Consider the following 24,583-nt stretch of genomic DNA (forward strand, 5'->3'; position numbering starts at 1 on the left):
TGTATACTCGAGTATACGGTAACGAATGAGCAAATCGGTTCGAATATCCGAGGAGTTCCACGAATTCATCGCCGCCCACAAACACGACGATGAAACGATGGAGGAGACGCTGCGTCGCCTCATTGGCGGACCGGATCCCGAAGCGGTAGCCGGAATACTCTCGTCCGAAACGGCGGACACGATGCGTGAACGACTGGCCGAAAAACGCGAACGCGACGTCGAAGGGAAGCGCGAGCTTCGGGAGCAGTTCGAGTGATCCTCGATACGTCGTTTCTCATCGATCTCTTCGACGGACGACGGAACGCGTTCGAAAAGGGGCAAGCGCTGGCTGATTCCGGGACCGTTCAGCGGGTTCCGACACCGGTAATAATGGAACTATCGTACGGCGCTACGTTTGGAGACGAGGACGAACGGCGAGCGGTCCAGAACGCCCTTCAGATGTATCCGACCGTCCAACAGCACGAGCAACACGCCCGGCGTGCCGGACAGTTACTGGCACAGGCCGATATCGACGCTGGCGGTCAGAGCGGAATCGACAAGGTAGACCCGATGGTCGCGGCCGTCGCTGATCGGTACGATGAACCAGTACTGACGGCGAATGTCCGGGACTTCGAAGCACTCGGGGTCGACGTCGAACCGTACTGATCGTCACACAGATGACCCGTTTCGATGCCCGTTGTATTGGATAACTGGACTCGTCTCTCGACTAATTGAAACCGTGAGCGGTGAGTAGACGGTGTTACGCGAGTGTTTCCTCGAGTCGCTCGGCTAACCAGATCGCCGGCGGAAGGTCTTCCGATTCGACGAACCGGCAGACTTCCTCGCCGTCGTCGGTCTCGACGACGACCGTCGGAATGTACTCAATATCGTACTCGGAGACGCCGGGGCCCTGCTTGTCCTCGTCGAGGGCGTACTCCTCGATGCGGTCGTCTGGGACGTCGGCGGCCTCGAGTGCGGCCCCCAGATCCGGCAGTAGTTTCCGGCAGTCCTTACACCAGTCACCGCCCCACACCTTGTATACCAGTTCGTCGTTGTGCGCTGCGAGCGTGTCGACAGCCGCCTGGTAGGACGCTTCGTCCCACGTGGGGTTCGGCTGCATGGTCTCGAGACTCATAGTCGGAGGTAGTGAGTCCGGGGGCTTAACGACGGTGTTTGTGGCAGACGTTTCGCTCGGGACGACGGCGCTCGTGCGAGATATCGTACCGGAAGAAACGGGTCAAAACCCCGATCGACAGTCCGAAGCAATTTTCACACTAACCACAAACATTATAACTATGGTATTCGACTCGACCGCTCACTCGGATCACGAGCAGGTATCGTACTTTACGGACCCCGAAACCGGGCTGCGGGCGATCGTCGCGATCCACGACACGACGCTCGGACCGAGCCTCGGCGGGACGCGAATGCTCGATTACGCCTCCGAAGACGCCGCCCTCGAGGACGTGCTCCGACTCTCCCACGCGATGACGTACAAGGCCGCCGCGGCCGACCTCCCGCTGGGCGGCGGCAAAGCGGTCATCCTCGGCGACCCCGGCGAGATCGAACGCGAGGCCCTGTTCGAGGCCTACGGGCGGGCCGTCGACTGTCTCGCGGGTCGGTACATCACGTCGGTCGACGTCAACTCCGGCGTCGAAGATATGGACGTCATCGCTCGAGAGACCGACCACGTCGTCGGAACGAGCGACGGGTTGGGCGATCCGTCGCCGATCACGGCCCACGGCGTCTTTCACGGCGTCCGAGCCTGCGCGGAGTCCGTCTACGGAACGCGGTCGATGGACGGCCGCCACGTCGTGATTCAGGGACTCGGCAAAGTCGGCCGATCGCTCGCCGAGGAACTGCTCGCCGACGGAGCCTCGGTGACGGTCTCCGACGTCAACGACGACGCCGTCGACACGTTCGCCGAGGAGTACGACGTCGAAACCGTCGGTCCGGAATCGGTCTACAGCCAGTCCTGCGACGTCTTCGCACCCTGTGCCGTCGGCGGCGTGGTCAACGACGAGACGATCCCCCAACTCGACTGCGACATCGTCGCGGGCGGGGCGAACAACATCCTCGCCGAACGGCGACACGCGGCCGTGCTTCGGGAGCGGGACATCCTGTACGCCCCGGACTACGTGATCAACGGCGCCGGGCTGATCACGGTCGCCAAGGAGTACCTCGGCGGCACCCGCGAGGAAGCCTACGAGGAGGCGGCCGCGCTCGGGGATCGACTGCTCGAGATGATCGAACTCGCCGAGGAGCGAGACACGACGGTGCTCGACGCGGCCGACGCGTACGCCGAAAACCGCATCGAAGGTGGCGAACGGACGCCGACGATTCTCTCGTAACTCAAGGGATAGGAACCCCCGCTGAGCGGACCTCCTTCCCGTACTCGATCCATCGAGTCTGCCGCTTGGTTCCGTGTTCGCGTCTCGTGACCGTATCGACGAGGGCGACCGATACACCGGCACGTCCTGCCAGTGTCCAGCATCGGTTTATGGCTCGAATCCTTACGGGTTGCCAATGAAAGGGAGCATCCTGGACACGATCGGCTCGCCGCTCGTCCAGGTCGACTCGCCGGAAGGCGCAACCGTCGCCGCGAAGGTCGAATCCTTCAACCCCGGCGGCTCGGCCAAGGATCGGCCGGCCCTCCAGATGATCCGGGCGGCCGAACGCGACGGCACGATCGAGCCCGGCGACTGGCTCGTCGAACCGACCAGCGGAAACACCGGAATCGGTCTCGCGTTGGTCTGTGCGGCACGGGACTACGATCTGACGATCGTGATGCCGTCGGACAAATCCGAGGAACGTCGCCGGATCATGGCCGCCTACGGCGCCGACCTCGAGCTAGTCGACGGCAACATGGAGACGGCCCGCGCTCGAGCCGACGAACTCGAAGCGGAGGGTGCGATCCAGCTAGGCCAGTTCGAGAACCCGGCGAACCCCGAAGCGCACTACCGGACCACCGGTGCGGAGATCGTCGAACAGGTCGGCGACCGAGAGATCGACGCCTTCGTCGCCGGCGTCGGCACCGGCGGCACGATTTCTGGCACCGGCCGCCGACTCCGCGAGGAGTTCCCGGAGATGGACATTATCGCGGTTGAACCGGCCACGAACGCCGTGCTCTCGACGGGTGAGGCCGGCGACGACGATTTTCAGGGAATGGGTCCCGGCTTCGTCAGCGACAACCTCGATCTGGACCTGATCGACCGCGTCGAGACCGTCGAACTCGCGGACGCCGAGAACGAGTGTCGTCGCCTCGCCCGCGAGGAGGGGGTCCTCGTCGGCCAGTCCAGCGGCGCGACGAGTCTGGTCTCCCAGAAAATCGCTCGCGAAATCGCCGAACCGACCCTCGACTGTCCGGAGGTACCGGGCGCGTTCGACGAATCCGTCGCAACGCCGGAGCCGGACGGCGGCGAACAACTCGACGACTGCCCGCTCGTGGTGACCGTCTTCTGGGACAGCGGCGAGCGATACCTCTCGACGGGCCTGTTCGATTGAGAGCGCCCCGAGCGGGGCGACACCCCCCGGTTGACCGACCGATGGAACCGCGAGCCCAACGCCAAAACGGCTCTTTCACCTTAGCCAACGTACTTTACCCGTCTCCGTCTATGTCTCCAGTAATGACGGCCCCCTCCAGACGAACGCTGCTGTGTGCCGGCGCCGGCCTACTCACCCTCTCAGCCGGCTGTCTCGACGAGTTCGGCAGTTCGACGAGCGAAGACAGTCCGACGGACGACGACGATTCCGATGGGAACGACCCGGGATCCAGCGGCGAGAAGACCGAATCCACCGCGACTGGGTATCTCGAGACCACGGACAGCGTGCGCTTCGACCACGCGGACGTGCCGATGGAGCCCGAAGCGACGCTCGTCACCAGCGCGGACCGCGCCGACAGATGGCTCGACGACCACGAGTTCGTCGACGACGTGATTCCCGAGTTCGTCGAGGAAACGTTGTTCGAGGAGTCGGTGCTGCTCGCCCTCGAGAGCGACGCGCCGAACCTCTGTTATGCGATGGCACTCGAGGAGGTAACGCTCGAGGGGGCCGACGACTCGGACGACGGCGACGCGCAGCTCTCGCTCGACGCAGCGGTGATCGACGAATCGGAAGATGACGAGATGTGCGGACAGCAGATGATCGCCGTCGGCCAACTCGTCCGCGCGACGTTCGACGGCGAGCCCGCGACCAGCGCGTCGGTGACGATCGACGATGCTAACGGCGAGACACACGAATTTAGTATCGACGTCGAGAGCGATAGCGACGAGTCCTGATCGACTCACCCACTTCTGGACGGATAGCTCAGGGTGCGTGTTCGGCTTCGGTGAGTCGAACGACCAGCGTCTCCTCGACGTCGCGAAGATCGTACTCCGGGAGGTCGCCGTCGGTCCGACGCACGTACAGCGGTTCGACGAGACGCCACTGGGCGCCGACGAACCCCGCAGTATCGCTCGAGTTGGCTCCGTCGTCCGCATCCAAGCCGGTCTCCTCGTCGACATCCGGTTCACTCGTCTCACCCGACTCGGCTGATGCTGTCGCCGCTCCGGCCGGGGTCCCACCGTCGCTCGCCGCGCTCGACCGTTCCGTCCCGTCCGGCTCCGGTCCGACTCGCTCGAGCCCGTAGATCTTGCAGAATTCGGCCGTCTCGGCTGATTCGACGGCGCCGTTGCGAAGGTCCGTAGCGAGCGGCCGCGAGAGCCACTCGTTGTCGCTGACGCTGGGCTCCTGGACGAGCGCTTCGTCGACGAAACGGGTGAGATACCAGTTCAGGTCGTTCAACAACGAGACGGCGGCGCCGACGCTGACCGTCCGGAGGGCGATCGAGTTCTCGAAGGGGCGCTCGAGATCGTACGTCGAGAGCGCCTCGCGGGACGTCTCCCGGGAGAGGAGTTCGTACTGGAGGTTACAGTCGGCCGTCCCGATGAGACAGACGCGCGTCACTGGTCTTCCCTCGGTGCGTCGGCGTAATGTGGGTTTCGCTCCCCGGCGGGAGTGAGCGGACGGAAGTCGATCAGTCGTCGCTTGCGAACCTGGCGATGTGGTCGACCTTTAGGTTACTAACTGGAACGTCTCGACCGATCGTGTACTCGGACGTCGCGCCACAGTCGTAGCATTCGATGACGATTTCGGTTTCGTGCGCGAGGATACCGGCGTCCGTGTCCCCGCTACACGTCGGACAGGAAAGCCAGTCCTGGAATCGATGATCGACTTCTGTCATGCGCTTCTATCGAGCGGGTACTCACTCCAGATCCGAATAGTCGGCCGTTGACCGGTCAATTCGTTTTTGTAGGGTGGGCTACTCAGTCGAAATCCGCGACAGACGATAACAAGACTCGTCGAAGGACCTTCTCGTTGCCGCGGCGAATCCGATCGGAGAGCGCTTGACGGGTGATGTCGAGCTCCGCCGCCAGTTCGTCGAGGTCGGCCTCGCTCGGCGTCTCGAAGTAGCCGTTTCGGAGCGCGAGGACGAGTGCCTCGCGCTGTTCTTCGGAGAGGCCAAAGCGGTGGCCGCGATCCGAGTCCTCGGTCAGCGTGTACGTTCGCTCGACGTGGACGGTGATCTCGTGATCCGTCAGATAGTTGTACAGCGTCGTGAGTTTCTCGTGATCGTTGAACCGCAGGCGAAACATCCAGACGCCGTTCGCGCGGCCCTCGAGGACGGTCGCCTCCGTGGCGGCGATGCCCGCCAGCAGGCCGTCGTCGTTGTGGTTCTCCCACTCGATGCGGTAGAGACCGCTCTCGCCGATCCTGTCGACGGCGTACAGCTCCTTGACGTGCTCGCTCTCTCGAACCGTCGCCTCGAACGACGGCAAGTCGTCGCCGGTCGCCCAGACGAACGGCATCACGTCGTTCTCGGTCGGGACGATGCGCTCGAGTTCGAGGACGACGTTCGGCGTGCTCGACAGGGCCTGCCCGAGAAGGAACTCCTCCGGTTCGATGGAAAACTCCAGAATAACGCTCATACCGACTCAACCCACGCCATCACCGTAGCCGTTGCTATCGTGGCGATACGTGAGACTACGGCTCGACCAGTTCGGCGTTTCGCGCGGCTGCTTCGGCCCGCTCGAGTAGGTCGTCGGGCTCCGCCTCCAAGAGTGGTTCCAACCGGGCGTTCGTCTCGACGCGGTCGGGAGCGACCCGGTTGCAGCCGGCGTTGATCGTCGAGTCAGTGTAGGTGTCGATTTCGCGGGCCTTCGCGACGATATCCTGCTTGTCCAGCGTGAGCAGCGGTCGGTGAATCGGCAGGCGAGCGGCGCGACTCGTCACGCCGAGGTTCCGGACGGTCTGGCTGGACTTCTGGCCGACGGCCTCACCGGTGACGATGCCGTTCGCGTCGACGCGTTCGGCCAGCGTCTCGGCGGCCCGGTAGAAGAAGCGTCGTAGGGAGAGCATCCGTCCTTGCTCCATCTCGCTGACCAGCAGATCGACGGTCTCGCCACCCGGAATCTTGTACACCTGCGTGTCGAAGTTGGGCGCGTACCGCGAGAGCGTTCGGACGGTCTCCATCGCGCGCGCCTCGTGGTCGATACCGCCGTAGGCCCCGAGATCGACGTACGCCGGCACGATGGGACAGCCGCGTTTCATCATCTCGTAGGCCGCGACGGGCGAGTCGATGCCGCCGCTGACCAGCGCGATCACCGGCTCTTGGGCACCGAGCGGGAGCCCGCCGGGTCCCGGGACGTGCTCGAGGTAGACGAACGCGAACTCCTCGCGTACCTCGATACCGAAGGTGATGTCCGGATCGTCGAGGTCGACTTCGGGCTGGAACTCGTCCTCGACGGCCTTCCAGATGGCCGTCCCGCCTTCGCGAGCCAGATCCTCGCTGTCGTAGGGGAGCGTCTTGTCGGCCCGTCGGGCGTCGACTGCGAAGGTGCCGCCGGTGTACCGTTCGCGCGCCGTCTCGACGAGGACCTCGAGGATACGCTCCTTTTCGGTCCCGACGGTCAGCGCGGGGCTCGCGGAGACGACTCCGAACGCGTCCGTTGCAGCGGCAGTCGCCGCCGCGACGGACTCTTCGGTGGTGTGGATCAGCGGTCGGTTCCACCGCCGTTCGACGTCGCCGGGGATCGAACGGTCGGCCAACAGGGCCTCGAGGTTCTCGACGAGAATCTCCTCCATGTATCGCTTGACGGTGTTGCTTTTGGTGTTGACGTCACCGTGACGAAGGAGGACGGTGTCGGCTCCCGGCGGGTGCATAGGCGGAATAGACGGGCGGGGCTATAAGGGGATTACGAGGGACGGACGCGAGCCGCGTCACGGGGTTGAGTCAGCTCGCGTCTCGAACGGACGCTCCGCGAGCTACCGGCGGCTAGTGAGCTTTCGGTAGGCCAGCTTCGGGAGCTGTCCGACGACCGCCGGGAACGCGAGTCCCAGCTGGGCGTTTCCGTCCGCCGTATCCCAGTAGGTTCGGCCGGTAGTCAGCTTGCCGTCTTCGAGCCGGACGGTGGACATCCCCCTGAGGATCAGCTGGCGACCCGTGGGCGGAATCCCATCGAGCGGCCCGTCGTGGGTCCCTGTGAGCGTCCACTCTACCAGCACGACGTCGTCGTCGGCGACGACCGACTCGGGGAGGACGTGAAAGTCCGGGAATGCCGTCTCGGTCTCCCGGAGATATTCGCGGAACTCGCGGGGCCCGCGAACCGGTTCCGAGAGGATTGGATCCGTGTACGTGAACGCGTCGTCGACGAACTCCGGGACCCTATCGAACTCGTGTTCCTGCCAGAGTGCGGTCACGTAGTCGCGGACGATGCGTTCGTTCTGCTCGGGGATGGCTTCTACTTCCATGATGGTTGTTCAGTGCTCGTTCGGGTTGCTCGCGGGCTCTCGAGGGAGGATAGTCGCTCGAGTGCACCACGAAGTGACGAGAACGTACACGCCTAGAAGCGCTTCGAAGCGTTAACCCTTCCCACCGTGATCCGTTCCCGTCGTGCCGGCTAGCTGACCGATTCGCTGATCGTCGGACTCAGGCGGCCGGTGTGGGAGTAGATGCCGACGAGCAGGACGACGCCAGCGAGCATCGGGACGACCGCGCTGACGCCGTAGATGATCTCAAAGCCGACGACGTCGACCAGCGGGAGCGAGACGAGCGGGCCGAGCCCGCCCCCGACGTCGCCGAGGACGTTGTTCGTCCCCATCGCGCGGCCGACGCGCTCTTCCGGCGTCAAATCCGCGAGCAACGCCGTCAGCGGCCCGCCGACGCCGCCCTGTCCGGCGCCGATCAGGAGACACGCGAGGACCAGCACCTCGAAACTCGAGCCGAACGCCAGGATCGCGAAGCCGACACAGGAGGTGATCAGAAAGCCGATCATGACGGGGACGCGCGCGCCGACCGAGTCGCTCAGGTAGCCGCCGCCGAGCGTGAACACCGCGCCGGCCAGCACCGTCAGTCCCATCAGCATCCCCGAGGAACCCTGCGCGTCGAGTCCGAAGATGGAGATCGCGCGAGCGTCGAGCAACAGGACGAGCGTCGAGAAGAGGACGCCGATGTACGCGAAGTAGAGCCCGAAGTTGACGAGGCCGATCGTCAGCGCCGGGACGCTCACGTCGACGTCCCAGGGCTTGACCGAGGTTTGTTCCTCCTCGACGTGGGTTTCGGGGACGATCAGATAGGCGATGACGCTCGCGAGACCGGCAAATGACGCTGCGAGGACGAACGCCTCGACGTTCCCCCAGACGTCGCTGACGACGCCGCCGAGGACGAGCCCGGCGGGGAAGCCGAAGGTGATGCCGGCCCGGACGATGCCCATGCTGGTCCCCCTCGAGTCGGCCTCGCTCACGTCGGCCGTGATCGTGTACGCGGTCGCGAAGACGAGTGCGCTGCCGATCCCCCAGAGGATGCGGGCGACCATGAACCAGAACTCGGGCATCGGCGAGAGGATCGCGACGACGTACATGAACGTCGCGACGCCCTCGATAGCCAGCCCCGCGACGAACGGTTTTCGGGTCCCGATCCGGTCGACGAGCACCCCCGCTGGCGCGTTGGCCACGAGCCGTGTAAACCGGTTCGCGCTCAGGATGAGCCCGACCATGAACGCCGAGATGCCCAGCACCTCGCCCAAATTCGGCAGGATCGGGAAGATGACGCCGCCGCCGAAGCCGACGAAGAAGGTACTCGCGACGACGGCGAGGACGATCCGGTTCGAACTGGCAGAGGGGGTGCTCACTGGCGTTCGCTCTCGAGTGCTGTTTCGATCCGTAACTCGCTCGGTTGTGCGAACGGGGCTGTGGCTAAAGGGCCTATCGAAACCGGTGATCCCTCGGTACGGAGCTGTCTCTCCTGTTGTGCTCTCTGTGCCCTCGAGAGAGAACGGCACTGAGCGCAGTGCTGGCGATCCAGCCGCCCGGTCCCAACAGCCCGGAGTCAACTCGCTGTTATATAAGTTAGCTTGGTGACAGAACAGATACGATGCTCACACAACGAGGCGACCGGTTCTGGACCTACGAGGAACCCCTCCGGTTTTTCGGCGTCGAACTCGGGCGGATCATGTCCGTAATGAAACTCTCGAGCGGCGGCCTCTTCGTCCAGTCGCCAGCCGAGTTGACCCCAGAATTGAAATTAGCGCTCGACGACCTCGGCGAGGTCCGGTTCGTCGCAGCGACGAGCAAACTCCACGGACACGTGTACATGGAGCAGTACCGGGCCGCGTATCCGGACGTCGAACTGCTGGCCGCCCCCGGCCTCGCCGCACGTCGGACCGATCTGCGGTTCGATCACCTGCTGGGCGATACGCCCGATCCGCGGTGGGGCACCGACATCGATCAGGTGGCCGTCGTCGGTCATCGATGGCTCACCGAAATCGCCTTCTTTCACCGGCCGAGCCGGACGCTCATCCTCGGCGATGTCGGCTTCCACATCGGCGAGCGCAGCCCGCTAAAGACCCGTCTTCTGGCCCGCGCCCTGCGCATCTACGAGCGGATCAGCCCGCCGATCGAGCTCCGGCTCACGATCACAAACGAGGCGACGTTTCGCCGGTCGATACGGGACGTCCTCGCGTGGGAGTTCGACCGCGTCGTGCCCGGCCACGGCGAGATCGTCGACTCCGGGGGAAAACGGGCGGTTCTCGAGGGCTACGACTGGCTGTTCGAGTAGCGATTCGGCGGAAAACGATTCTCCGGTGTCGCCTCAGAACGTCGTCAGTTCGCCGTCGATCACGCGACGCGTGATTCCGGTGACGTCGGCGAGTTCTGCGTCGACGATAGCTCTGACCTCGTCCTCGACGTCGCCGAGTGCGACGCCGTCTTCGGTGACGACGTGGACGTCGGCGACGTGGGGCTGGTCGATCGGGCGGCCGATCTGGGAGAGCAGTCGAACGCGCAGGTCGCGGATACCGTCGACCTCGCCGACGACCTCCTCGGCGATCTGCGTCGAGAGCAGGTTGTAGATCTTCCCGATGTGGTTGACCGGGTTCTTCCCGCTCGTGGCTTCCATCGACATCGAGCGGTTGGGCGTGATGAGTCCGTTCGCGCGGTTGCCCCGTCCGACGGAGCCGTCGTCGCCCTGCTCGGCGGAGGTGCCCGTCACCGTGAGATAGATCGAGCCTTCGTCGTAGTCGTCGGCCGTGTTGACGTGGACGTCGACCGTGCGGTCGGTGTGTTCGTTCGCGACCTCCTCGACGAACTCGCGGACGGACTCGACGGCGTCGATATAGGCGTCCAGATCGGCGATGTGCTCGTCGACCATCGCCGCGGCGACGGTGACGTCGATCTCGTCGCCCTCGCGTTTGCCCATGATCTTGACGTCCGAGCCGACGTACGGATTCTTCTCGGCGAACTCGCCGTTGAGTCGGTGTTCGGCCTCGAGGACGATCTGTTCGGTCTCGGTCAGGGGCGCGTGGCCGACGCCGAAACTCGTGTCGTTGGCCATCGGGACGCTCACTTCGTCCTCGCCGAAGACTTCCTGCAGGTCGCCGCTGCCTTCGCCCAGTTTGACGTCGACGACGATATCCTCGCCGAACGTGAGCTGTGGGATCGTCTCCGCTAAGTACTCGCGTGCGGCGCGCAGCGCGATGGTTTCGGCGGGGATGGCCTGGCCCTCGTAGTGTTTGGTCGCGCGGCCGACGATCAGCAGATAGATGGGATCGACGACTTCGCCGCCGCCGAAGGCAGGTGCGGCCTCGCCGGCGACGAGCTGTGTCTCGTCGGTGTTGAAGTGCAACACTTCGCCCACGCGGTCGATGTACTCGCGGGCCAGTGCGCCGGCGACGGCCTCGGCGATGCCGTCACAGATCGAGTCCGGGTGGCCGATTCCCTTCCGCTCGACGATCTCGACTTCTTGATCCTCTACTGCCTGACGGTCGATCGGCTCGACCCGAATGTTCCGCTCACTCATTACCGGGAATTGGGGGACAGGCGTTCTATAACTTGCGGAAACAAAACCGAAACGAAAATGTCTGGAGGTAATACGGGTCGGGCGTCCGAACGCCGGACACGTCCGTGGAGCGTGACCCAACGACGTCAGGACTCGAGCAACAGCCCCAGATACGACGTTCGAAGCTGCTCGTCAGGATCGAGATCGAGTCGCTCGAGGATGTCGTACGCCCCGTCACGCGCCGACTCGAGGTCCGCTTCCGTCTCCACGTCGGTCTCGACTTCGACGTACTCGCCGACGTCGTCGACCGAGTCGAGGGTGATCGTGTAGCCGTCGAGTGCGAAGCGCTCGCGCTCCTTGCGGACCGTCGCGGCGGGCTCGAAGCCGAGGTTCGTCAGGACGGCGTCCATCGTCTCGCCGTCGCCGACCGTCGTCTCGTGTTCCTCGCGGCTCTTGGACTCCTCGTCTAGCAGGGGACCCTTGTACGTGATTCTGGTCTCGTCGGTGCCAGCTTCGGGATTCGACTCCCGACGAATCCGCAGCGCCTCGTCGGTCTCGACGAACGAGCGGTGGGGCGCGTCGTAGTACGTATCCTTCTGGACGATGGCCCGCTCGCGGGTTCCATCGTTGGCCTCGAGTTGGTCCCGTACGGCGTCGAGGTCGGCGGGGACCTTCACTTCGACTTCGTACATGGCTGAAGCCACGAAAGGGGGTCGTAAGTATCGGTCGCTCTCCGTCTCGCGTGAAAACGTGTACCTTAAATGTAGACGGCGGGACGTACAACGTATGACCGAGGAACAGGAGGCCGAGCTCGAGGAGCAGGCCGATGACGCCGACGCAGAAGGAGACGAGAGCGCCGAGGAAGCCGAGGGGCTTCAACACGGCGACTTCGTCGAGATCGATTACACCGCCTACACCGCGGAGGGTGACCAGCTGGTCGACACGACCGACCCCGAAGTCGCCGAGGAGGAGGGTGTCGACGACCAAGGTCAGGAGTTCAAGCCGCGAACGATCGTCCTGGGCGAGGGTCACATCTTCGAGGGCGTCGAAGACGCGCTCGTCGGCAGCGAACCCGGCGATTCCGGTAGCGTGACGATCCCCGCCGAAGAGGCCTTCGGCGAGCACGACCCCGACGACGTCCAGACCGTCAGCGCCGAGAAGATCGACGAGGACGACCGCTACCCCGGTGCGAACGTGCAGGTCGACGGCCAGCAGGGCTACATCAGCACGATCATCGGCGGCCGCGCCCGCGTCGACTTCAACCACCCGCTGGCCGGCGAGGACGTCGAGTACGAGTACGAGATTCTCGAGGAAGTCGACGACCGCGAACAGCAGGCCGCCGGCCTGTTCGAGATGTACCTCGGGATGGAGCCCGAGCTCTGGATCCAGACGGACGAGGTCGAGGAGGAGGTTCCCGTCGAACCCGACGAGGACGCCGACGAAGACGCCGAACCCGAGTTCGAGACCGAGACCGTCGAGAAGGAGACGGTCTACCTCGAGGCCACGCCCCAGATGACCATGAACCAGCAGTGGATGATGGGCAAACAGCAGATCGGCCAGCAGATCATCGACCAGATCGGTGTCGATCGCGTCATCGTCCAAGAGACCATCGACGGGATGGGCATGGGCGGTATGGGCGGCATGATGGGCGGTATGGGTGGCATGGGCGGCGGCGACATCGAGGAGGCCCTCGAGGACGCCGACGTCGACGCCGACGAAATCGTCGAAGAGCTCGAAGGCGCCGAAGAGTAAATTCGCCCGTTCGGTTCGATTCTCGTATTTTTCGCTGCTCGAGCGCTGGCGCTCCCGATCCGATCGACGTTCGGACCGCAAAATCGGATCGGCTCGCGTCCCAGTTCCCGCGGCCAGCGGACCCTGTCACGACCTGTAAGCGCTGGTTACTCGGTAGCCACACGTAATGTCGTTCGGTCAGATCGCACAACCCGGCAGACCTACTGAAGTAACCTCCTTTTGTTCACGGAATAAACACTAAGTTGTTTCACCGGTACGTGTAAGGTCTAATTACTTCGGTGCCATATACCTTGAGTTAATTATATTATCTCCCTCGATCAAGGAACGGTCGCAATGTCCGAAAGCAAATCCCAGATTCGAGCGTTCTTCGCCGAGCATCCCCGACTGATGGGCGTCCTGTTCGCCGCGTGTGTGTTACTCTCACAGGCCGGCACCGCCGTTGCCGGAAACGGTGGCGGAACGTACTGAGAGTCGAAACGAATTTTGTTCTTATAGTAGCGTGAACCGATCGTCAGTCGACCAGCAGTGCTCACCGTCGAACTCGACCGCGATCTCCTCGAGTCCTAAAAACCGAGCGAGTGCGTCTCCCGAGAGATCGATCGGGGGCAGTTCCTTGCCCGCGAGATAGTGTCGATCGATGCCGTCGAGGTAGGGGATGTACTGCGCGCCGACGCCGCTGTCGACGTGGTAGAGCTGGACGAAGAGCCGGTAGCGCTCGTCGTCGATCGACTCGATACGGCAACTGTTCGGAACGATGCTCCCGGACTGGCCGACGGCCAGCCCACCGTCGCCGACGACGATGTACTGGTTGCCGACGAGTCGGTACGATCGCGCCATCGCGACCGCGGATCGAAGCGTGAACCCGTTGTTCAGGAGTCGGGCGACGAACTGTCCCACGGCGATCGCGTCCTGGTTCCCGACCTCGCTAAGCGTGACGATGCCTCCAACGCCGCCGCTCTCGATCACTCGCGCTCCGATCTCGTACGACCGACAGCCGTTGATGAGGAAGGCATCGACGCCGACGTCCGCGAGCGTACTCGGGTCGAGCGCGCCGTCGCGACAGACGAACGCGTCGTCCTCGACGTGGCCGACGTAGTGGAGGAAGTCGACGTCCGCGGCGAAGAGCCGCCGCAGTTCGTCCCCGCTGACGTCCCGGTGGACGGTGGCGTCGAACGGAAGTTCCTCGCGGTCGCCGTAGAGTCCGTCGTCGGTTGCCTCGAGTTCGGCGGCCATTCGCTCGTCGTTACAGACGATAGTTACCTCGACGCCGTCGCCTGATGGGGTGCCCTCGAGTCCGTTCTCGAAGCCGGCCTGGAGGAGTTTGTTCGCACCGATCGGAACGCCTTCGCCGAGCCACGCCCGTTCGAAGGCGTCGACCTCGGGGATCGAGACGTACGAATCGATGCCTCGATCGACCGACGACTCGCCGTCGCCGGAACGGGGAGTCGATCTGGTGAACGCCTCGATCTCGCTCGGAATCGTCGGCGGCGTGGCTGGCTCCGGGGTCGCTGGCAGCGACCGAACGCTCGCGAGTTCGTACGCCAGATACGGGAGCGCGGCCGCGTTCTCGGGAGCCGACGTCGCGTACGTGACCAGCCGCCACCGGGGAACGAGATCCGCGACGGCATCGAACGGGATCGAAAGCGCGGTGGCGAGTCGATCGGCCAGCGACTGCTCGTAGAGCTCGTCGAACGCCAACTCGAGGCGGTCCGCGACCTGCTGGCGTTCGTACAGTTCGACCGGATAGAACCCCTCCGTCCGGGTCACGCAGTCAATAAAGAAGACGTGCTTGAGAACGCGGTCGACCAGCCGGTCGAACGTGTACTCGGGGCGGTCCAGCGAGTACTCGAAGCCGCGGTCGGTCTCGATTCGCGGCCGGCTCCCCGTCTCGACCGTCGCGCCGAGGTAGTAGGCGAGCGGGCAGATCGTATAGAGGGCTGCCCGCTCCGGTGGGACGACGATTCTGACGCCGGTATCGGGGGTCTCGAGTCCGTCGGGAATTCGAACGTCGTCGGCCAGCGCGAGGCGGGGCGGGTGTCCCCGAAACGACGGCAACGAGCGCTCGGGACTCGTTGTTTTCAGCGCGGAGCCGAAGGTCGACACGGCACGAGCCAGATCGTTCGGATCGGCGGTCGTCTCGACCGTGGTCGCGGGCCGTTCGTGGCGCGACCGCGCTCCCAGTCGGACGGTCGTCGCTTCGCCGAAGTAAAACGCCAAGCGGTCGTCGGACGACGCGATGGTCAACTCGCCGTGGACGCGGATGTAGAGTTTGATCGGCGCCATCAACTCGACGAGGTACGTCCCGTCGGGCAGCGTCTCGTAGGCGTAGTGTTCGGCCTCGAGCAGCATCTCTCCCGCCGGATTGCGAACGTAGGTCGGGACGACGAAGGGGAGGACCAGCCGTTCGGTCGTCACCGCGACGGCGGCGTCGACCGGAAAGGAGAAGTCGTCCGTTTCGACCGCGGTCGGCGTGACCCGTTCCGACGTCTGGATCGGGCACTGTCGGTTCTCGATCGGGTCGACGACCGTGAGCCCCGGTCTGTCGTCGGCCGGCTGGAACGTGGGTGTCAGTGTCATTCGTCGAGGATCGTCGTCTCGTCGGCTTCGGATCGTTCGCTCCCGTCGATCAGCGACCGTCGACGGGCCGGTCGGGTCGTCACGTTGCTACCGCGAGTCGCGCAACGCGAACCAGTCGGTCGTGTAGTTGCTCTCGTGGAGGTGCCAACGCTGTTCGGCGCCTGAGTCCCCGACGCGGAGTTCGACCGTCGCGTCGAACGACGCCTCGAGTCGCCGGACGGCGTCCGACGATCGCTCGATCGGAAGGACGTAGTGTCCCAGCGCCGAGGTCGCTTTGACCGACCCGCAGACGGACTCGAGAAACCGCTCGGCGACCTCGATGTCTCGGTCTTCGATGATCGGACGCAACGAGTCGACGCAGAGACGGGTTGTCGCTGGGCCGGACGCCGTTTCGTCTGCCGTGATCGTTCGGAGCGTCGAATCGATGGCCTCCTCGAGACCCTCGACGTCGTCGGGCTCGGCGACGATACTGGGCGTCGTATTGGTATCGATGCTGGGTTGGGCGCTCGCGGCAGACCGGGCGGTTGCCGCGTAGTCGACGACGCGTGCGGTCGATGCGTCGTCGGGGGATAATCGCGTGCAAACGGCGTCGATATCACGGTCGAGTAAGGCGAAGAGGTGGCGGCGGTCGCGGCCCCGGTCGCCCAGGAGTCTGGTGCTCGCGACGTCGACGAGATCGTCCGGGACGGCACCGACGACCAGCACGTTGCCGCCGACCCGTTTCAGTCGCCTGAGCGTCGAGCCGGCCGCGATCGTTCCGTTCGGTCGCACGACGATGTCGTATCCGAGCGTCGAGAACGCGACGGTCGCACCCGATCGCGGTACGCCGTTCCGTCGGTGTGCGTTGAGTCGCACGACAGCGTCGAGATCGATGGTGTCCGCAATCGCCGACCGGACGTACGCCCGATCGTGGTCGGTGTGCGCGGCAATCGCCGAGACGATTCGGATCGTCGCGTCGTTCTCACGGGCGACGTCGACGTCGGAGACGTGGGCCCAGTCGTCGATCGCCGGCGGTTCGTCCGGGTCGGAGAGGGTCACTCGGCCGTCGGCGGTCAGCCGAACGCGCCGGTTCGCGTAGGAGAACGCGATCACCGGCCACGCGTCGCGATTCGATTGCTCGACGCTCTCGAGGAGGTCGTCGAGCGCGTCCGGATCGACGGTCTCGTTCAACTGCGGGAGGTCCATCGGTGAGACGCCGGTTTCGTCCGCGATCCGTTTCACCACCGCCACACCGGACCGCATCTGCACCCCCCCGTCCATCACTCGGCGACGGGAGAACTGGTCCCTCCCGTCTCGAGAGGTATCCTTCGTCATCTGAACCTGCGTAGGCGTGGCGCGTACGAATAGCTCGCGCATAGTTTCGTGCCAGAAATACACGGAGATAACCACAAAATGGGCAGAAATACTGTACGTCGTGTCGGCTCATCTCTCTTCCTTTCGGATACACCGACCCGGTATTCTCCTAGTACGTTTATTGCCGTCCCGCGACTGGCTACGAATATATGGTCGATTTCAGCCCGGAGGATACGGGCGGGCGATCCTCGACGCCTGACCGCCGCTTCGACCCCCCAACCCGGTCCGAACGCGAGTCTCCGATCGACGAGTTGCTCGTTCTCCTCAGTCACCAGCGCCGGCGCGACGTGCTGTACTACCTCAGCGACCACGAGGTCGCCAGCCTCGAGTCGCTAGCGGCGACGATCGCCGCCAACGAAGCGGGAGTGTCTGCGGAACGAGTCTCCGCCGAACGGCGCGAGTCCGTCCTCATCGATCTCTACCACAACCACCTGCCGAAACTGACGGATCGAAAGTTGGTCGAGTACGACCACCGAAGCGGAGCGATCAGGTGGTCTTCGCCGCCGGCGCTGTTCGACGAACTCCTCGCGTGCTGTCACTCCCTCGAGTCGACCGACGGGTCGGCGACGGACGACGAGTCCGAGACGAACGGCACCTGACGACCGCCGTCGTTGGCCCGCTCGCACTCAGGCGATATCCCGGCTCGTGTCGATCGCCACCTCTTCGGTCAACTCGAGTTTGATCGCCTCGGTCGGCTGTGCGCCGCCGCGGAACTTGGGGATCGTCAGGTGGTTCTCGAGTTCGCTGCCGGCGGTCTTGGTCCGGAGATCGAAGACGGCGTCGGCGGCGTGGATCGTCCGCGTCCGCCCGCCGGGTACGTCGTCGCCTTCCAGACAGTGTAACACCGCGATCGAACCGGTCTCGAGCATCTGTGACTTGAGTTCGTTGAGAAAAGTGACGTACTCGTCGGTGTCGGCGTGTTCCAGGACGTCCATCGTGTCGATGATGAGGTTTGCCCCGTCGGGGAGGGCGCCGATGAGACGGGTCGCCTCCTCGAGTGGGTCGTCGCTGGTGACGTGGCGGACGGTCGGACTGCCGACCTCGGATGGCGAGGCCTCGATCGCGTGACGGACGGCGTCGTCGGAGCGCTCGGTCGAGAGATACAGGGTGCCGCGGGCGGCCGTGAGTTCGTAGAGGAGAAGCTCCGACTGGCTGGCCGGCTGGGCGGTGTACGCGACGATACACCCCGGTGGTAACCCGCCGTCGAGTTTCCGATCCAGCACGTCGATCCCGGTATCCAGTCGACCGACCATACAATTGTGATCAGTAGCCACAGCGCCCGCATAACTCTTTGGCTTCGAATCAATTCTTAGAAACAAGTCAGTTCGAGCTGTAAATATACCGGTGGACAGCTCTTTGCCGACGGCCGAACGCGGCGATGTGTGGCGGCCACTGACGCGCTCTGCGGGGTCACGGTGTACGCCGAACCGATCGTCGGCTGGCTCTGAGAGTAGCTGGTCCGACCGGGGTCTGCCGGCGACGCCGAATGGAGAGATTCAAGGGGGCGCCAAGAGCTAACACGAACGAATGCGTCACGATCACCTCATCACGAGTAAACAACTTTCGCGAGCGGACATCGAGACCGTCCTCGACCGGGCGGCCGAGATCGACGCCGATCCGTCGGCCGTCGCCGACCGTCACGCGAACCGGTTGCTCGGCCTGCTCTTTTTCGAACCGAGCACGCGGACGAAGATGAGCTTCGAAACCGCGATGAAACGCCTCGGCGGCGACGTCGTCGACATGGGTTCGGTCGAATCCTCGAGCGTCAAGAAAGGCGAGACGCTCGCCGACACCGTCCGCGTCATCGAGGGCTACGCCGACGCGCTCGTCTTGCGCCACCCCAAGCAGGGCGCGGCGACGATGGCCAGCGAGTTCGTCGACGTCCCGCTGCTGAACGCCGGCGACGGCGCGGGCCACCACCCCACGCAGACGCTCCTCGATCTCTACACGATCCGCGAGAACGCCGGGCTCGACGACCTTACCATCGGGATCATGGGCGACCTGAAGTACGGTCGGACCGTCCACTCGTTGGCGTACGCGCTGACGAACTTCGACGCGCGCCAGCACTTCGTCAGCCCCGAGAGCCTCCAGTTGCCCCGCGAGGTCGTCTACGACCTCCATCAGGCCGAGGGCGCCGGCATCCGCGAACACGAGTCGCTCGAGGAGGTGCTCCCCTCGCTCGACGTGCTCTACGTCACCCGCATCCAACGCGAGCGGTTCCCGGACGAACAGGAGTACCAGAAGGTCGCCGGCGAGTACCAGATCGACGTGGAGACGCTCGAGGCCGCGAGCGACGACCTGACGATCATGCATCCGCTTCCGCGAGTGGACGAGATCGCGCCGGCGATCGACGAGACCGAGTACGCGGCCTACTTCGAGCAGGCGCACAACGGGGTGCCGGTACGGATGGCGCTGCTCGATCTGTTCTTACAGGAGGGAGGTGATGGCGATGAGTGACGGACGCGACGAGCGCGCGAACGGCGGCGATTCCCAGGGCGGCGACGACCACCAGTTGCGCGTCAGCAAGATCCGCAGCGGCACCGTGATCGACCACGTTCGCGGGGGGCAGGCGCTGAACGTGCTGGCGATTCTCGGCATCGACGGCAGCGAGGGTGAGGAGCTCTCGGTCGGAATGAACGTCCCGTCGGATCGCCTCGCACGCAAGGACATCGTGAAGGTCGAAGGACGAGAGCTCAGCCAGGACGAGGTCGACGTGCTCTCGCTGATCGCGCCGGACGCGACGATCAACATCGTCCGCGACTACGAGGTGATCGAGAAACACCGCGTCGACCGCCCCGAAATCGTCGAGGACGTGCTTTCCTGTCCCAACTCGGGCTGTATCACGACCGGCGACGAACCGGTCACCTCCCAGTTCGAGGTGCTCGACGACGGCGTGCGCTGTGCGTACTGCGGGACGATCGTCCGTGAGGAGATCGCGTCACTGATCGACACCTGAAGCGAGTACAGGTCGGCGACTGGAACCTGTCGAACCGTTCTTCATTTCTAGAAAATTATCCAGAATATCTAAGTGGGCTGCAATGTAGTGTCTACGTGTACATGTCTCGTACAGTCAAAATCCTGGTCGCCCTGTTCGTTATCGCCGTCCTCTGGAAAGTCGTAGTCAGCGGCTCCTCCGACGTCGATATCGAAGAGGTCGAGTACGACCCAGTCGAGTAAGGTACAGTAGCCACTGAACGTCAATGTACACCTGATCGCACGACGGCTGTGCGATCAGTGTGTGAATCGTTTCAGTTGTTCCTATTGAGAACCGTTCGATTCCGAACGGCTTACGGATGCGGCGCCGTACCCGACTGTATGTACGGCGTCGTCACGCGTAACGCAGAAGAAGTCCGCTGGCCGGAGTTCGACCGCGGCTTTTACGAGGTCAAAGACGTCACCGGCCGGTCCGCCGAACCGATCGAAGACGGCGTGAACATGGTGTCCTGTTTCGGCGACAACGCCGCCGCGGACGCCGACCCGTCGCTGGTCGCCGTCGACGATTTCGGTCGCCCGGCCACGCGCGATCGGACATACTTCGACTGGGCCTACATCTGCCCCTCCAGGCAGGACTATCGCGAAGGCCTGTTCGAGATCATCGACGACTGCGTCGCGGCCAACGAAGACGTTCGTCTCGACGACATCGGCTTCCCGCGCGCCGAGTACTGTCGCTGTGGCGTCTGCGAGGAGTCGTTCAAAGCGAGCGAGTTCGACGACCGATTCGAGTGGCGCGCGAGCGTTATCACGGAGTTCGTCGAGGAAGCCGTCGATCGCATCCCCGGCACCGTCTACATGACGCTCTACCCCGATCCCTACCCCGGTCACCTCTACGAGCGGGCGGGGATCGACCTCGAGGCCCTGGAAGAACACGTCGACGAGTTCGTCGTCCCGCTGTACGACATGGCCTACGAGACGACCTACTGGCTCGAGACGATCGCCCGGGGCTTCGAGAGCGCGCTCGAGACGCCCTTTAATATCGAATTGTACGCGGTAAACATCGATATCGACAATCTGATCCACGCCACCGAGGTCGCCGACGCCTACGGGAAGGACGTCTTCTTCGGCTACGAGGCGAGCAACGCCCGGGGAGCGCTGCGACGCATGCGTGCCGACGAACGCGACGGCGTCACCCACGGCGATCCGGGGTCGGACTCCTGAACGGTCCCACGAGCGTCGTCAACCAGCTATTACTCTTCTGAGCACCATCACCGCACGGAGCGATACGCAATGTCCCCCGCGATCGCGCGGAACCCGTGCGCCTCGAAAGCGAATCTGTTGATTGCCGATCGTTTGCGTCGTTTCGAACCGTCGCTCGAGCGGTGGGCGTCGTTTCAGGAGTTGGTGTCGTTCTTCTCCGTGGAACTGACGGCGACCTTTATTGGAGCCTCCGTCTCCCTGCTGGGTGAGCGAGGATCGACGATCCTCGAGTGATTTCCGATGAGAGACAACCAGCAATCCCAACAGTCCCGGCACGAACCGACCGAACAGCTCCAGCAGTCGACGATGAACCAGGGGCAGGCGGCCATCGAACAAGCGATCGATCTTCAGCGGAACATCGCCCGAATGACCCTGAGCGCGATGCAGTGGCAGGACACGGCCCAGAGACAGGGTGTCGAAATCACGAAGTCGATGATGCAGGGGTTCCCGGGCCAGCGGTTCACCCAGTCGATGATGGAGAGCTATCTGCAAGGGCTCGAGGCCGTCGCGCCGGAGATGGAACGCGCGATGGAGAAGGGAATGCAGGCGGCTACGCAGCCCCAGTCGGGACAGGGCCAGCAGATGGGCGATCAGCACCAGTCCGGTCAGCAGCTGGGGCAGTCGGGCCAGCAGCGGATGGGTGGTCAGTATCGATCCGGACAACAGGGTCAACAGCAGTTCAGCGGCCAGATGGGCGGCCAACAGTCGACCGGTCAGATGAGCGGCCAGCAGATGGGCGGCCAGCCACGGTCAAGCCAGCAGATGGGACAGCACACCCACCAGCCGAGCCAGCAATACCCGCAGACGGGCGAGTGGGTCTCACAGGAAGAGACGTACGGCGGTGAAGCGTCTGGATCCGCCGGCCAGCAACAACCCCAGCAAATGGGTCCCGGCAGCCAGTCCGGCCAGCAACCCCAGTCACACGCCGGACACCAGTCTCAGTCACAGCCCTACGAGTCACAATCGCAATCGACCGACGCGAGCTCCCAACAGGGGCAGTTCGGCCACGAGACACAGCAGCGATCGCAGCCGCAACAACACGGCGCCGATCGACCGACTCGAGGACGTGAGCAGGAACACCGGCGTCAGGATCGGGAGTTCGGCCAGTCCACGCCGCGACGGCAATCGTCGCAGTCTCGCAACGAACGGGGGCAGTACTCACAGCGAATCGAGACGGATCAACACGAGTCCGAACGGGGTCGGCAGCGACAGCCGATCGCTCAGAGACAGCACGACGGTGGCTCGTCTTCGGGCGAGTTCGAGTCGTCCGATGAGGAGATCGACCGCGACTTCGACCAAGAGGAGATGCCACAGGACGACACGGGGGGCGCTGCCGAGCGAGGACGGGCCGACACCGACGAGGAGAACGACGAACAGGAAGAGTAGCGACGCTCGCCGCTTCCGCCTGCGTTAGTCCTGTCGACGGACTTCCTCGGCTCTCACTCTTTTTCGATGCGCTCGGTGGATCGAACCGTCAGTACCGTCCGACCGCTCGCGAGACGTTAGTCTTCTCGAGCGGTCGATCGGCAGTCGTGGTCCAGTCGAACAAAAAGAATGGGTTCGAAGGCGGCTCCCGACGGTGACTCGAGACGATACGTGATCGGAACTACCGGGTGTCTCGGTCGTCGAGGACATCGTCATCGTCGTCATCGTCACCGATCAGCTCGTCATCGTTGTCGTCGGTGAGGCCGTCGTCATCGTCACCAATGAGATCGTCATCGTTGTCGTCACCGATCAGACCATCATCGTCGTCGGTGTGTCCATCATCGTCGTCACCGATGAGGCCGTCATCGTCGTCGGAAAGGCCGTCGTCATCGTCATCACCGATGAGATCATCGTCGCTGTCGTCGGTGAGACCATCATCATCGTCGCCGATCAGGCTGTCATCGTCGTCAGCGAATCCGTCGTCGTCATCGTCACCGATGAGGCCGTCATCGTCGTCGGTGAGTCCATCATCGTCGTCACCGATCAAGTCGTCGTCGCCTGCCCCAGTTCCGCGATCCGTATCGGTGCCGGCGCCCGCCGCGCCAGCACCGGTTCCGGTACCGGTGTCCGTGTCGCCCGATCCAGTCGAGCCGGCGTCCAGGTCCGAGGCGCCGCCGGTACTGGTCGAGCCGCCGCCGGAGCTGCCGGCGAGATCGCTCTCGAGGTGGACCTCGTCGTCCGTCACCTGAGCTACTGAGCCCTCCTGCAGCGGGTAGGTGTCTTCGTCGGTGCCACCCCAGCCGAGTTTCGCCTTGATCGTGTCGGCGATTCCGGGGTCGGGTTCGACGTGGGCTGTGCCGTGGTCGACGTCCGTGACGAGACCGACCTCTTCGCCGTTCGCGTTCACAACGGCCTTGCCGATGTCGTCGTCGGTAAACTCTGGAGACATTACACTGTACTAGACGGCGAACCCGTGGAAGTTGGTGGTGCTTGCGGTGGCTTGCGGTTCGAGTAGTGACACGTTCCGTACCGGATCCGAACGAAGTCCGGATCCGACGTATCTGGTCCGGTTACGTATCGAATTCGGGATCGCGGCCCTCGAGGAACGCCGAGACGCCTTCCTCGTGTGCCTCGGAGGTTCGAGCCTGCACCTGCAGGAGGTTCTCGTAGTCGAGAGCCTCCGACCAGTGTCGACCCATGTTCTCGTGCATCGCCTGTTTCATCATGCCGACGATCTCGGTCGGTCGGTTTCGCAGTTGTTCGACGGTCTCCTCGACGCGGTCGTCCAGTTCGTCGGCGGCCACCGTCTCGTTGACCAACTCGAGGTCGGCTGCCCGCTCAGCGCCGAAGAACTCGCCGGTGAACGCGAGTTTCTTCGCGGCGCGCAGGCCGATGATGTGTGGCAACATGAACGTCCCGCCGGTGTCGGGGATGAGACCGACGCGGACGAACGCACAGGAGAACGTCGCGTCCTCGGCGGCGTAGGCGATGTCCGCGAGCGCGACGACCGCCAGTCCGGCGCCGATGGCGTCGCCGTTGACCTTCGCGACGATCGGCACCGAAGACTCGAGCATTGCCTCGACGACCCGTCCGAAGCTGTCGGTGACCGATTCGTAGGCGTCCCGCGCCGAAGCCGGAGACTCCGACAGCGCCTGCAGGTCGCCGCCGGCGCTGAACGCGTCACCCTCGCCAGTGAGGACGATCGCGTGGTGTTCGTCCGGCGAGGCGTCCTCGATCGTCTCGGCGAGCGTGACGGCGGTCTCTCTCGTCATGGCGTTGAGCGCGCCCGGTCGGTCGAACGCGATCCGAAGGATTCCGTCGTCGGTGTCGACGTGCATGGCTCGACAGTGACTGGCGCGCGACATAATGGTACCCGTTCGCAGCCACGAGCGCCGCTACTCCGGCGCAGGCGCTCAACGCATTGCTGCTGGGAACGATCTACCGTGAAAACATCGACTGCCGGAATGCCGGGTGGCGACCGGCGTCGTGCAGTCT

The 24,583-nt window shown here is 64.1% G+C and carries 27 protein-coding genes; 13 read left to right on the forward strand and 14 right to left on the reverse strand.

The genetic code is table 11. The features are described from left to right. The first annotated feature begins 25 nt into the window (after positions 1-25). Together ACSFDB_RS00440 and ACSFDB_RS00445 are read left to right on the forward strand one after the other, a co-directional pair. Positions 26-256 carry a hypothetical protein gene (locus ACSFDB_RS00440; RefSeq protein WP_440769098.1) on the forward strand — a complete coding sequence of 77 codons (231 nt, stop codon included), beginning with the start codon at positions 26-28 and terminating at the stop codon, positions 254-256. Next, complete coding sequence (locus ACSFDB_RS00445; protein ID WP_440769099.1) at positions 253-645, forward strand: PIN domain-containing protein; 393 nt, start codon at positions 253-255, stop codon at positions 643-645. Before ACSFDB_RS00440 ends, ACSFDB_RS00445 begins: the two co-directional genes overlap by 4 nt. A gap of 94 nt (positions 646-739) precedes the next feature. Here ACSFDB_RS00445 and ACSFDB_RS00450 read toward each other — a convergent pair whose 3' ends face one another. Further along, complete coding sequence (locus ACSFDB_RS00450; protein WP_440769100.1) at positions 740-1,114, reverse strand: TlpA family protein disulfide reductase; 375 nt, start codon at positions 1,112-1,114, stop codon at positions 740-742. Positions 1,115-1,274: 160 nt separating this feature from the next. Here ACSFDB_RS00450 and ACSFDB_RS00455 point away from each other — a divergent pair, with 160 nt between their 5' ends. The 3 genes from ACSFDB_RS00455 to ACSFDB_RS00465 all read left to right on the forward strand — a co-directional run bounded on the left by ACSFDB_RS00455 (position 1,275) and on the right by ACSFDB_RS00465 (position 4,253). After that, on the forward strand, positions 1,275-2,327 hold the full coding sequence (locus tag ACSFDB_RS00455) for a Leu/Phe/Val dehydrogenase (RefSeq protein ID WP_440769101.1): 1,053 nt from the start codon (positions 1,275-1,277) through the stop codon (positions 2,325-2,327). Positions 2,328-2,502: 175 nt separating this feature from the next. After that, positions 2,503-3,480: a PLP-dependent cysteine synthase family protein gene (locus ACSFDB_RS00460; protein ID WP_440769102.1), complete on the forward strand. Its 978-nt coding sequence runs from the start codon at positions 2,503-2,505 to the stop codon at positions 3,478-3,480. Positions 3,481-3,602: 122 nt separating this feature from the next. Then, complete coding sequence (locus ACSFDB_RS00465; protein WP_440769103.1) at positions 3,603-4,253, forward strand: hypothetical protein; 651 nt, start codon at positions 3,603-3,605, stop codon at positions 4,251-4,253. 28 nt (positions 4,254-4,281) lie between these two features. Here ACSFDB_RS00465 and ACSFDB_RS00470 read toward each other — a convergent pair whose 3' ends face one another. The 6 genes from ACSFDB_RS00470 to ACSFDB_RS00495 form a co-directional block, all read right to left on the reverse strand. Further along, positions 4,282-4,920 (reverse strand): DUF5804 family protein, encoded by a 639-nt coding sequence (locus ACSFDB_RS00470; RefSeq protein WP_440769104.1) that lies wholly within the window; start codon positions 4,918-4,920, stop codon positions 4,282-4,284. Between the two features lie 70 nt (positions 4,921-4,990). Continuing rightward, positions 4,991-5,197 (reverse strand): hypothetical protein, encoded by a 207-nt coding sequence (locus ACSFDB_RS00475; protein WP_440769105.1) that lies wholly within the window; start codon positions 5,195-5,197, stop codon positions 4,991-4,993. Positions 5,198-5,279: 82 nt separating this feature from the next. Then, positions 5,280-5,942 (reverse strand): helix-turn-helix domain-containing protein, encoded by a 663-nt coding sequence (locus ACSFDB_RS00480; RefSeq protein WP_440769106.1) that lies wholly within the window; start codon positions 5,940-5,942, stop codon positions 5,280-5,282. 55 nt (positions 5,943-5,997) lie between these two features. Continuing rightward, positions 5,998-7,176, reverse strand: coding sequence for a tRNA sulfurtransferase (locus ACSFDB_RS00485; protein WP_440769107.1), 1,179 nt, complete (start codon positions 7,174-7,176; stop codon positions 5,998-6,000). A 102-nt stretch (positions 7,177-7,278) separates the two neighbouring features. After that, entirely contained in the window at positions 7,279-7,764 is a 486-nt protein-coding gene (locus tag ACSFDB_RS00490) for an ester cyclase (RefSeq protein WP_440769108.1), read from the reverse strand. Between the two features lie 149 nt (positions 7,765-7,913). Then, positions 7,914-9,302, reverse strand: a complete 1,389-nt coding sequence (locus tag ACSFDB_RS00495; protein WP_502260884.1) for an MFS transporter — start codon at positions 9,300-9,302, stop codon at positions 7,914-7,916. 83 nt (positions 9,303-9,385) lie between these two features. Between ACSFDB_RS00495 and ACSFDB_RS00500 the strand changes: the two genes are divergently transcribed. Continuing rightward, positions 9,386-10,069: a DUF4336 domain-containing protein gene (locus ACSFDB_RS00500; protein WP_440769110.1), complete on the forward strand. Its 684-nt coding sequence runs from the start codon at positions 9,386-9,388 to the stop codon at positions 10,067-10,069. A 33-nt stretch (positions 10,070-10,102) separates the two neighbouring features. Here ACSFDB_RS00500 and ACSFDB_RS00505 read toward each other — a convergent pair whose 3' ends face one another. Next, a complete protein-coding gene (locus ACSFDB_RS00505) occupies positions 10,103-11,308 on the reverse strand; it encodes a methionine adenosyltransferase (RefSeq protein ID WP_440769111.1) in 1,206 nt (401 codons plus the stop codon). Between the two features lie 125 nt (positions 11,309-11,433). Continuing rightward, positions 11,434-11,979 carry a class IV adenylate cyclase gene (gene cyaB / locus ACSFDB_RS00510; protein ID WP_440769112.1) on the reverse strand — a complete coding sequence of 182 codons (546 nt, stop codon included), beginning with the start codon at positions 11,977-11,979 and terminating at the stop codon, positions 11,434-11,436. A gap of 94 nt (positions 11,980-12,073) precedes the next feature. On the opposite strand from cyaB, the gene ACSFDB_RS00515 reads away from it, so the two are divergent. Further along, positions 12,074-13,039 carry an FKBP-type peptidyl-prolyl cis-trans isomerase gene (locus ACSFDB_RS00515; RefSeq protein ID WP_440769113.1) on the forward strand — a complete coding sequence of 322 codons (966 nt, stop codon included), beginning with the start codon at positions 12,074-12,076 and terminating at the stop codon, positions 13,037-13,039. Between the two features lie 333 nt (positions 13,040-13,372). After that, the gene (locus ACSFDB_RS00520; RefSeq protein ID WP_281245266.1) at positions 13,373-13,507 is read left to right on the forward strand and encodes a DUF7503 family protein; all 135 of its coding nucleotides are present in this window, start codon (positions 13,373-13,375) and stop codon (positions 13,505-13,507) included. A 21-nt stretch (positions 13,508-13,528) separates the two neighbouring features. Here ACSFDB_RS00520 and ACSFDB_RS00525 read toward each other — a convergent pair whose 3' ends face one another. After that, on the reverse strand, positions 13,529-15,616 hold the full coding sequence (locus ACSFDB_RS00525) for a hypothetical protein (RefSeq protein ID WP_440769114.1): 2,088 nt from the start codon (positions 15,614-15,616) through the stop codon (positions 13,529-13,531). 87 nt (positions 15,617-15,703) lie between these two features. Beyond that, entirely contained in the window at positions 15,704-16,930 is a 1,227-nt protein-coding gene (locus ACSFDB_RS00530) for a DUF7504 family protein (protein WP_440769115.1), read from the reverse strand. Between the two features lie 188 nt (positions 16,931-17,118). Between ACSFDB_RS00530 and ACSFDB_RS00535 the strand changes: the two genes are divergently transcribed. Then, complete coding sequence (locus tag ACSFDB_RS00535; protein WP_440769116.1) at positions 17,119-17,568, forward strand: DUF7344 domain-containing protein; 450 nt, start codon at positions 17,119-17,121, stop codon at positions 17,566-17,568. Between the two features lie 27 nt (positions 17,569-17,595). Here ACSFDB_RS00535 and ACSFDB_RS00540 read toward each other — a convergent pair whose 3' ends face one another. Next, positions 17,596-18,222, reverse strand: a complete 627-nt coding sequence (locus tag ACSFDB_RS00540) for an RAD55 family ATPase (RefSeq protein WP_440769117.1) — start codon at positions 18,220-18,222, stop codon at positions 17,596-17,598. A gap of 274 nt (positions 18,223-18,496) precedes the next feature. Here ACSFDB_RS00540 and pyrB point away from each other — a divergent pair, with 274 nt between their 5' ends. The 4 genes from pyrB (at position 18,497) to ACSFDB_RS00560 (ending at position 22,549) form a co-directional block, all read left to right on the forward strand. Continuing rightward, positions 18,497-19,426: an aspartate carbamoyltransferase gene (gene pyrB, locus ACSFDB_RS00545; RefSeq protein WP_440769118.1), complete on the forward strand. Its 930-nt coding sequence runs from the start codon at positions 18,497-18,499 to the stop codon at positions 19,424-19,426. Beyond that, positions 19,413-19,925 carry an aspartate carbamoyltransferase regulatory subunit gene (gene pyrI / locus ACSFDB_RS00550; protein ID WP_440769119.1) on the forward strand — a complete coding sequence of 171 codons (513 nt, stop codon included), beginning with the start codon at positions 19,413-19,415 and terminating at the stop codon, positions 19,923-19,925. Before pyrB ends, pyrI begins: the two co-directional genes overlap by 14 nt. A gap of 359 nt (positions 19,926-20,284) precedes the next feature. Then, positions 20,285-21,124, forward strand: coding sequence for a hypothetical protein (locus tag ACSFDB_RS00555; RefSeq protein ID WP_440769120.1), 840 nt, complete (start codon positions 20,285-20,287; stop codon positions 21,122-21,124). A gap of 279 nt (positions 21,125-21,403) precedes the next feature. Next, on the forward strand, positions 21,404-22,549 hold the full coding sequence (locus tag ACSFDB_RS00560) for a hypothetical protein (protein ID WP_440769121.1): 1,146 nt from the start codon (positions 21,404-21,406) through the stop codon (positions 22,547-22,549). Positions 22,550-22,769: 220 nt separating this feature from the next. Here the strand turns inward: ACSFDB_RS00560 and ACSFDB_RS00565 are convergent, their stop codons facing one another. Together ACSFDB_RS00565 and ACSFDB_RS00570 are read right to left on the reverse strand one after the other, a co-directional pair. After that, positions 22,770-23,537, reverse strand: coding sequence for a DUF8593 domain-containing protein (locus ACSFDB_RS00565; RefSeq protein ID WP_440769122.1), 768 nt, complete (start codon positions 23,535-23,537; stop codon positions 22,770-22,772). Between the two features lie 121 nt (positions 23,538-23,658). After that, complete coding sequence (locus tag ACSFDB_RS00570) at positions 23,659-24,426, reverse strand: enoyl-CoA hydratase/isomerase family protein (protein WP_440769123.1); 768 nt, start codon at positions 24,424-24,426, stop codon at positions 23,659-23,661. Positions 24,427-24,583 lie beyond the last annotated feature (157 nt).

Origin of the sequence: Natronorubrum amylolyticum (assembly GCF_052040145.1) — an archaeon.
Taxonomy (GTDB): domain Archaea; phylum Halobacteriota; class Halobacteria; order Halobacteriales; family Natrialbaceae; genus Natronorubrum.

Excerpts from the sequence above, each read along its gene's own strand:
- ACSFDB_RS00440 (WP_440769098.1), top strand. The coding sequence starts at position 26 with ATGAGCAAATCGGTTCGAATATCCGAGGAGTTCCACGAATTCATCGCC.
- ACSFDB_RS00450 (WP_440769100.1), bottom strand. The coding sequence starts at position 1,114 with ATGAGTCTCGAGACCATGCAGCCGAACCCCACGTGGGACGAAGCGTCC.
- ACSFDB_RS00455 (WP_440769101.1), top strand. The coding sequence starts at position 1,275 with ATGGTATTCGACTCGACCGCTCACTCGGATCACGAGCAGGTATCGTAC.
- ACSFDB_RS00460 (WP_440769102.1), top strand. The coding sequence starts at position 2,503 with ATGAAAGGGAGCATCCTGGACACGATCGGCTCGCCGCTCGTCCAGGTC.
- ACSFDB_RS00465 (WP_440769103.1), top strand. The coding sequence starts at position 3,603 with ATGACGGCCCCCTCCAGACGAACGCTGCTGTGTGCCGGCGCCGGCCTA.
- ACSFDB_RS00475 (WP_440769105.1), bottom strand. The coding sequence starts at position 5,197 with ATGACAGAAGTCGATCATCGATTCCAGGACTGGCTTTCCTGTCCGACG.
- ACSFDB_RS00480 (WP_440769106.1), bottom strand. The coding sequence starts at position 5,942 with ATGAGCGTTATTCTGGAGTTTTCCATCGAACCGGAGGAGTTCCTTCTC.
- ACSFDB_RS00485 (WP_440769107.1), bottom strand. The coding sequence starts at position 7,176 with ATGCACCCGCCGGGAGCCGACACCGTCCTCCTTCGTCACGGTGACGTC.
- ACSFDB_RS00490 (WP_440769108.1), bottom strand. The coding sequence starts at position 7,764 with ATGGAAGTAGAAGCCATCCCCGAGCAGAACGAACGCATCGTCCGCGAC.
- ACSFDB_RS00500 (WP_440769110.1), top strand. The coding sequence starts at position 9,386 with ATGCTCACACAACGAGGCGACCGGTTCTGGACCTACGAGGAACCCCTC.
- ACSFDB_RS00505 (WP_440769111.1), bottom strand. The coding sequence starts at position 11,308 with ATGAGTGAGCGGAACATTCGGGTCGAGCCGATCGACCGTCAGGCAGTA.
- cyaB (WP_440769112.1), bottom strand. The coding sequence starts at position 11,979 with ATGTACGAAGTCGAAGTGAAGGTCCCCGCCGACCTCGACGCCGTACGG.
- ACSFDB_RS00515 (WP_440769113.1), top strand. The coding sequence starts at position 12,074 with ATGACCGAGGAACAGGAGGCCGAGCTCGAGGAGCAGGCCGATGACGCC.
- ACSFDB_RS00520 (WP_281245266.1), top strand. The coding sequence starts at position 13,373 with ATGTCCGAAAGCAAATCCCAGATTCGAGCGTTCTTCGCCGAGCATCCC.
- ACSFDB_RS00525 (WP_440769114.1), bottom strand. The coding sequence starts at position 15,616 with ATGACACTGACACCCACGTTCCAGCCGGCCGACGACAGACCGGGGCTC.
- ACSFDB_RS00530 (WP_440769115.1), bottom strand. The coding sequence starts at position 16,930 with ATGACGAAGGATACCTCTCGAGACGGGAGGGACCAGTTCTCCCGTCGC.
- ACSFDB_RS00535 (WP_440769116.1), top strand. The coding sequence starts at position 17,119 with ATGGTCGATTTCAGCCCGGAGGATACGGGCGGGCGATCCTCGACGCCT.
- ACSFDB_RS00540 (WP_440769117.1), bottom strand. The coding sequence starts at position 18,222 with ATGGTCGGTCGACTGGATACCGGGATCGACGTGCTGGATCGGAAACTC.
- pyrB (WP_440769118.1), top strand. The coding sequence starts at position 18,497 with ATGCGTCACGATCACCTCATCACGAGTAAACAACTTTCGCGAGCGGAC.
- pyrI (WP_440769119.1), top strand. The coding sequence starts at position 19,413 with ATGGCGATGAGTGACGGACGCGACGAGCGCGCGAACGGCGGCGATTCC.
- ACSFDB_RS00555 (WP_440769120.1), top strand. The coding sequence starts at position 20,285 with ATGTACGGCGTCGTCACGCGTAACGCAGAAGAAGTCCGCTGGCCGGAG.
- ACSFDB_RS00560 (WP_440769121.1), top strand. The coding sequence starts at position 21,404 with ATGAGAGACAACCAGCAATCCCAACAGTCCCGGCACGAACCGACCGAA.
- ACSFDB_RS00565 (WP_440769122.1), bottom strand. The coding sequence starts at position 23,537 with ATGTCTCCAGAGTTTACCGACGACGACATCGGCAAGGCCGTTGTGAAC.
- ACSFDB_RS00570 (WP_440769123.1), bottom strand. The coding sequence starts at position 24,426 with ATGCACGTCGACACCGACGACGGAATCCTTCGGATCGCGTTCGACCGA.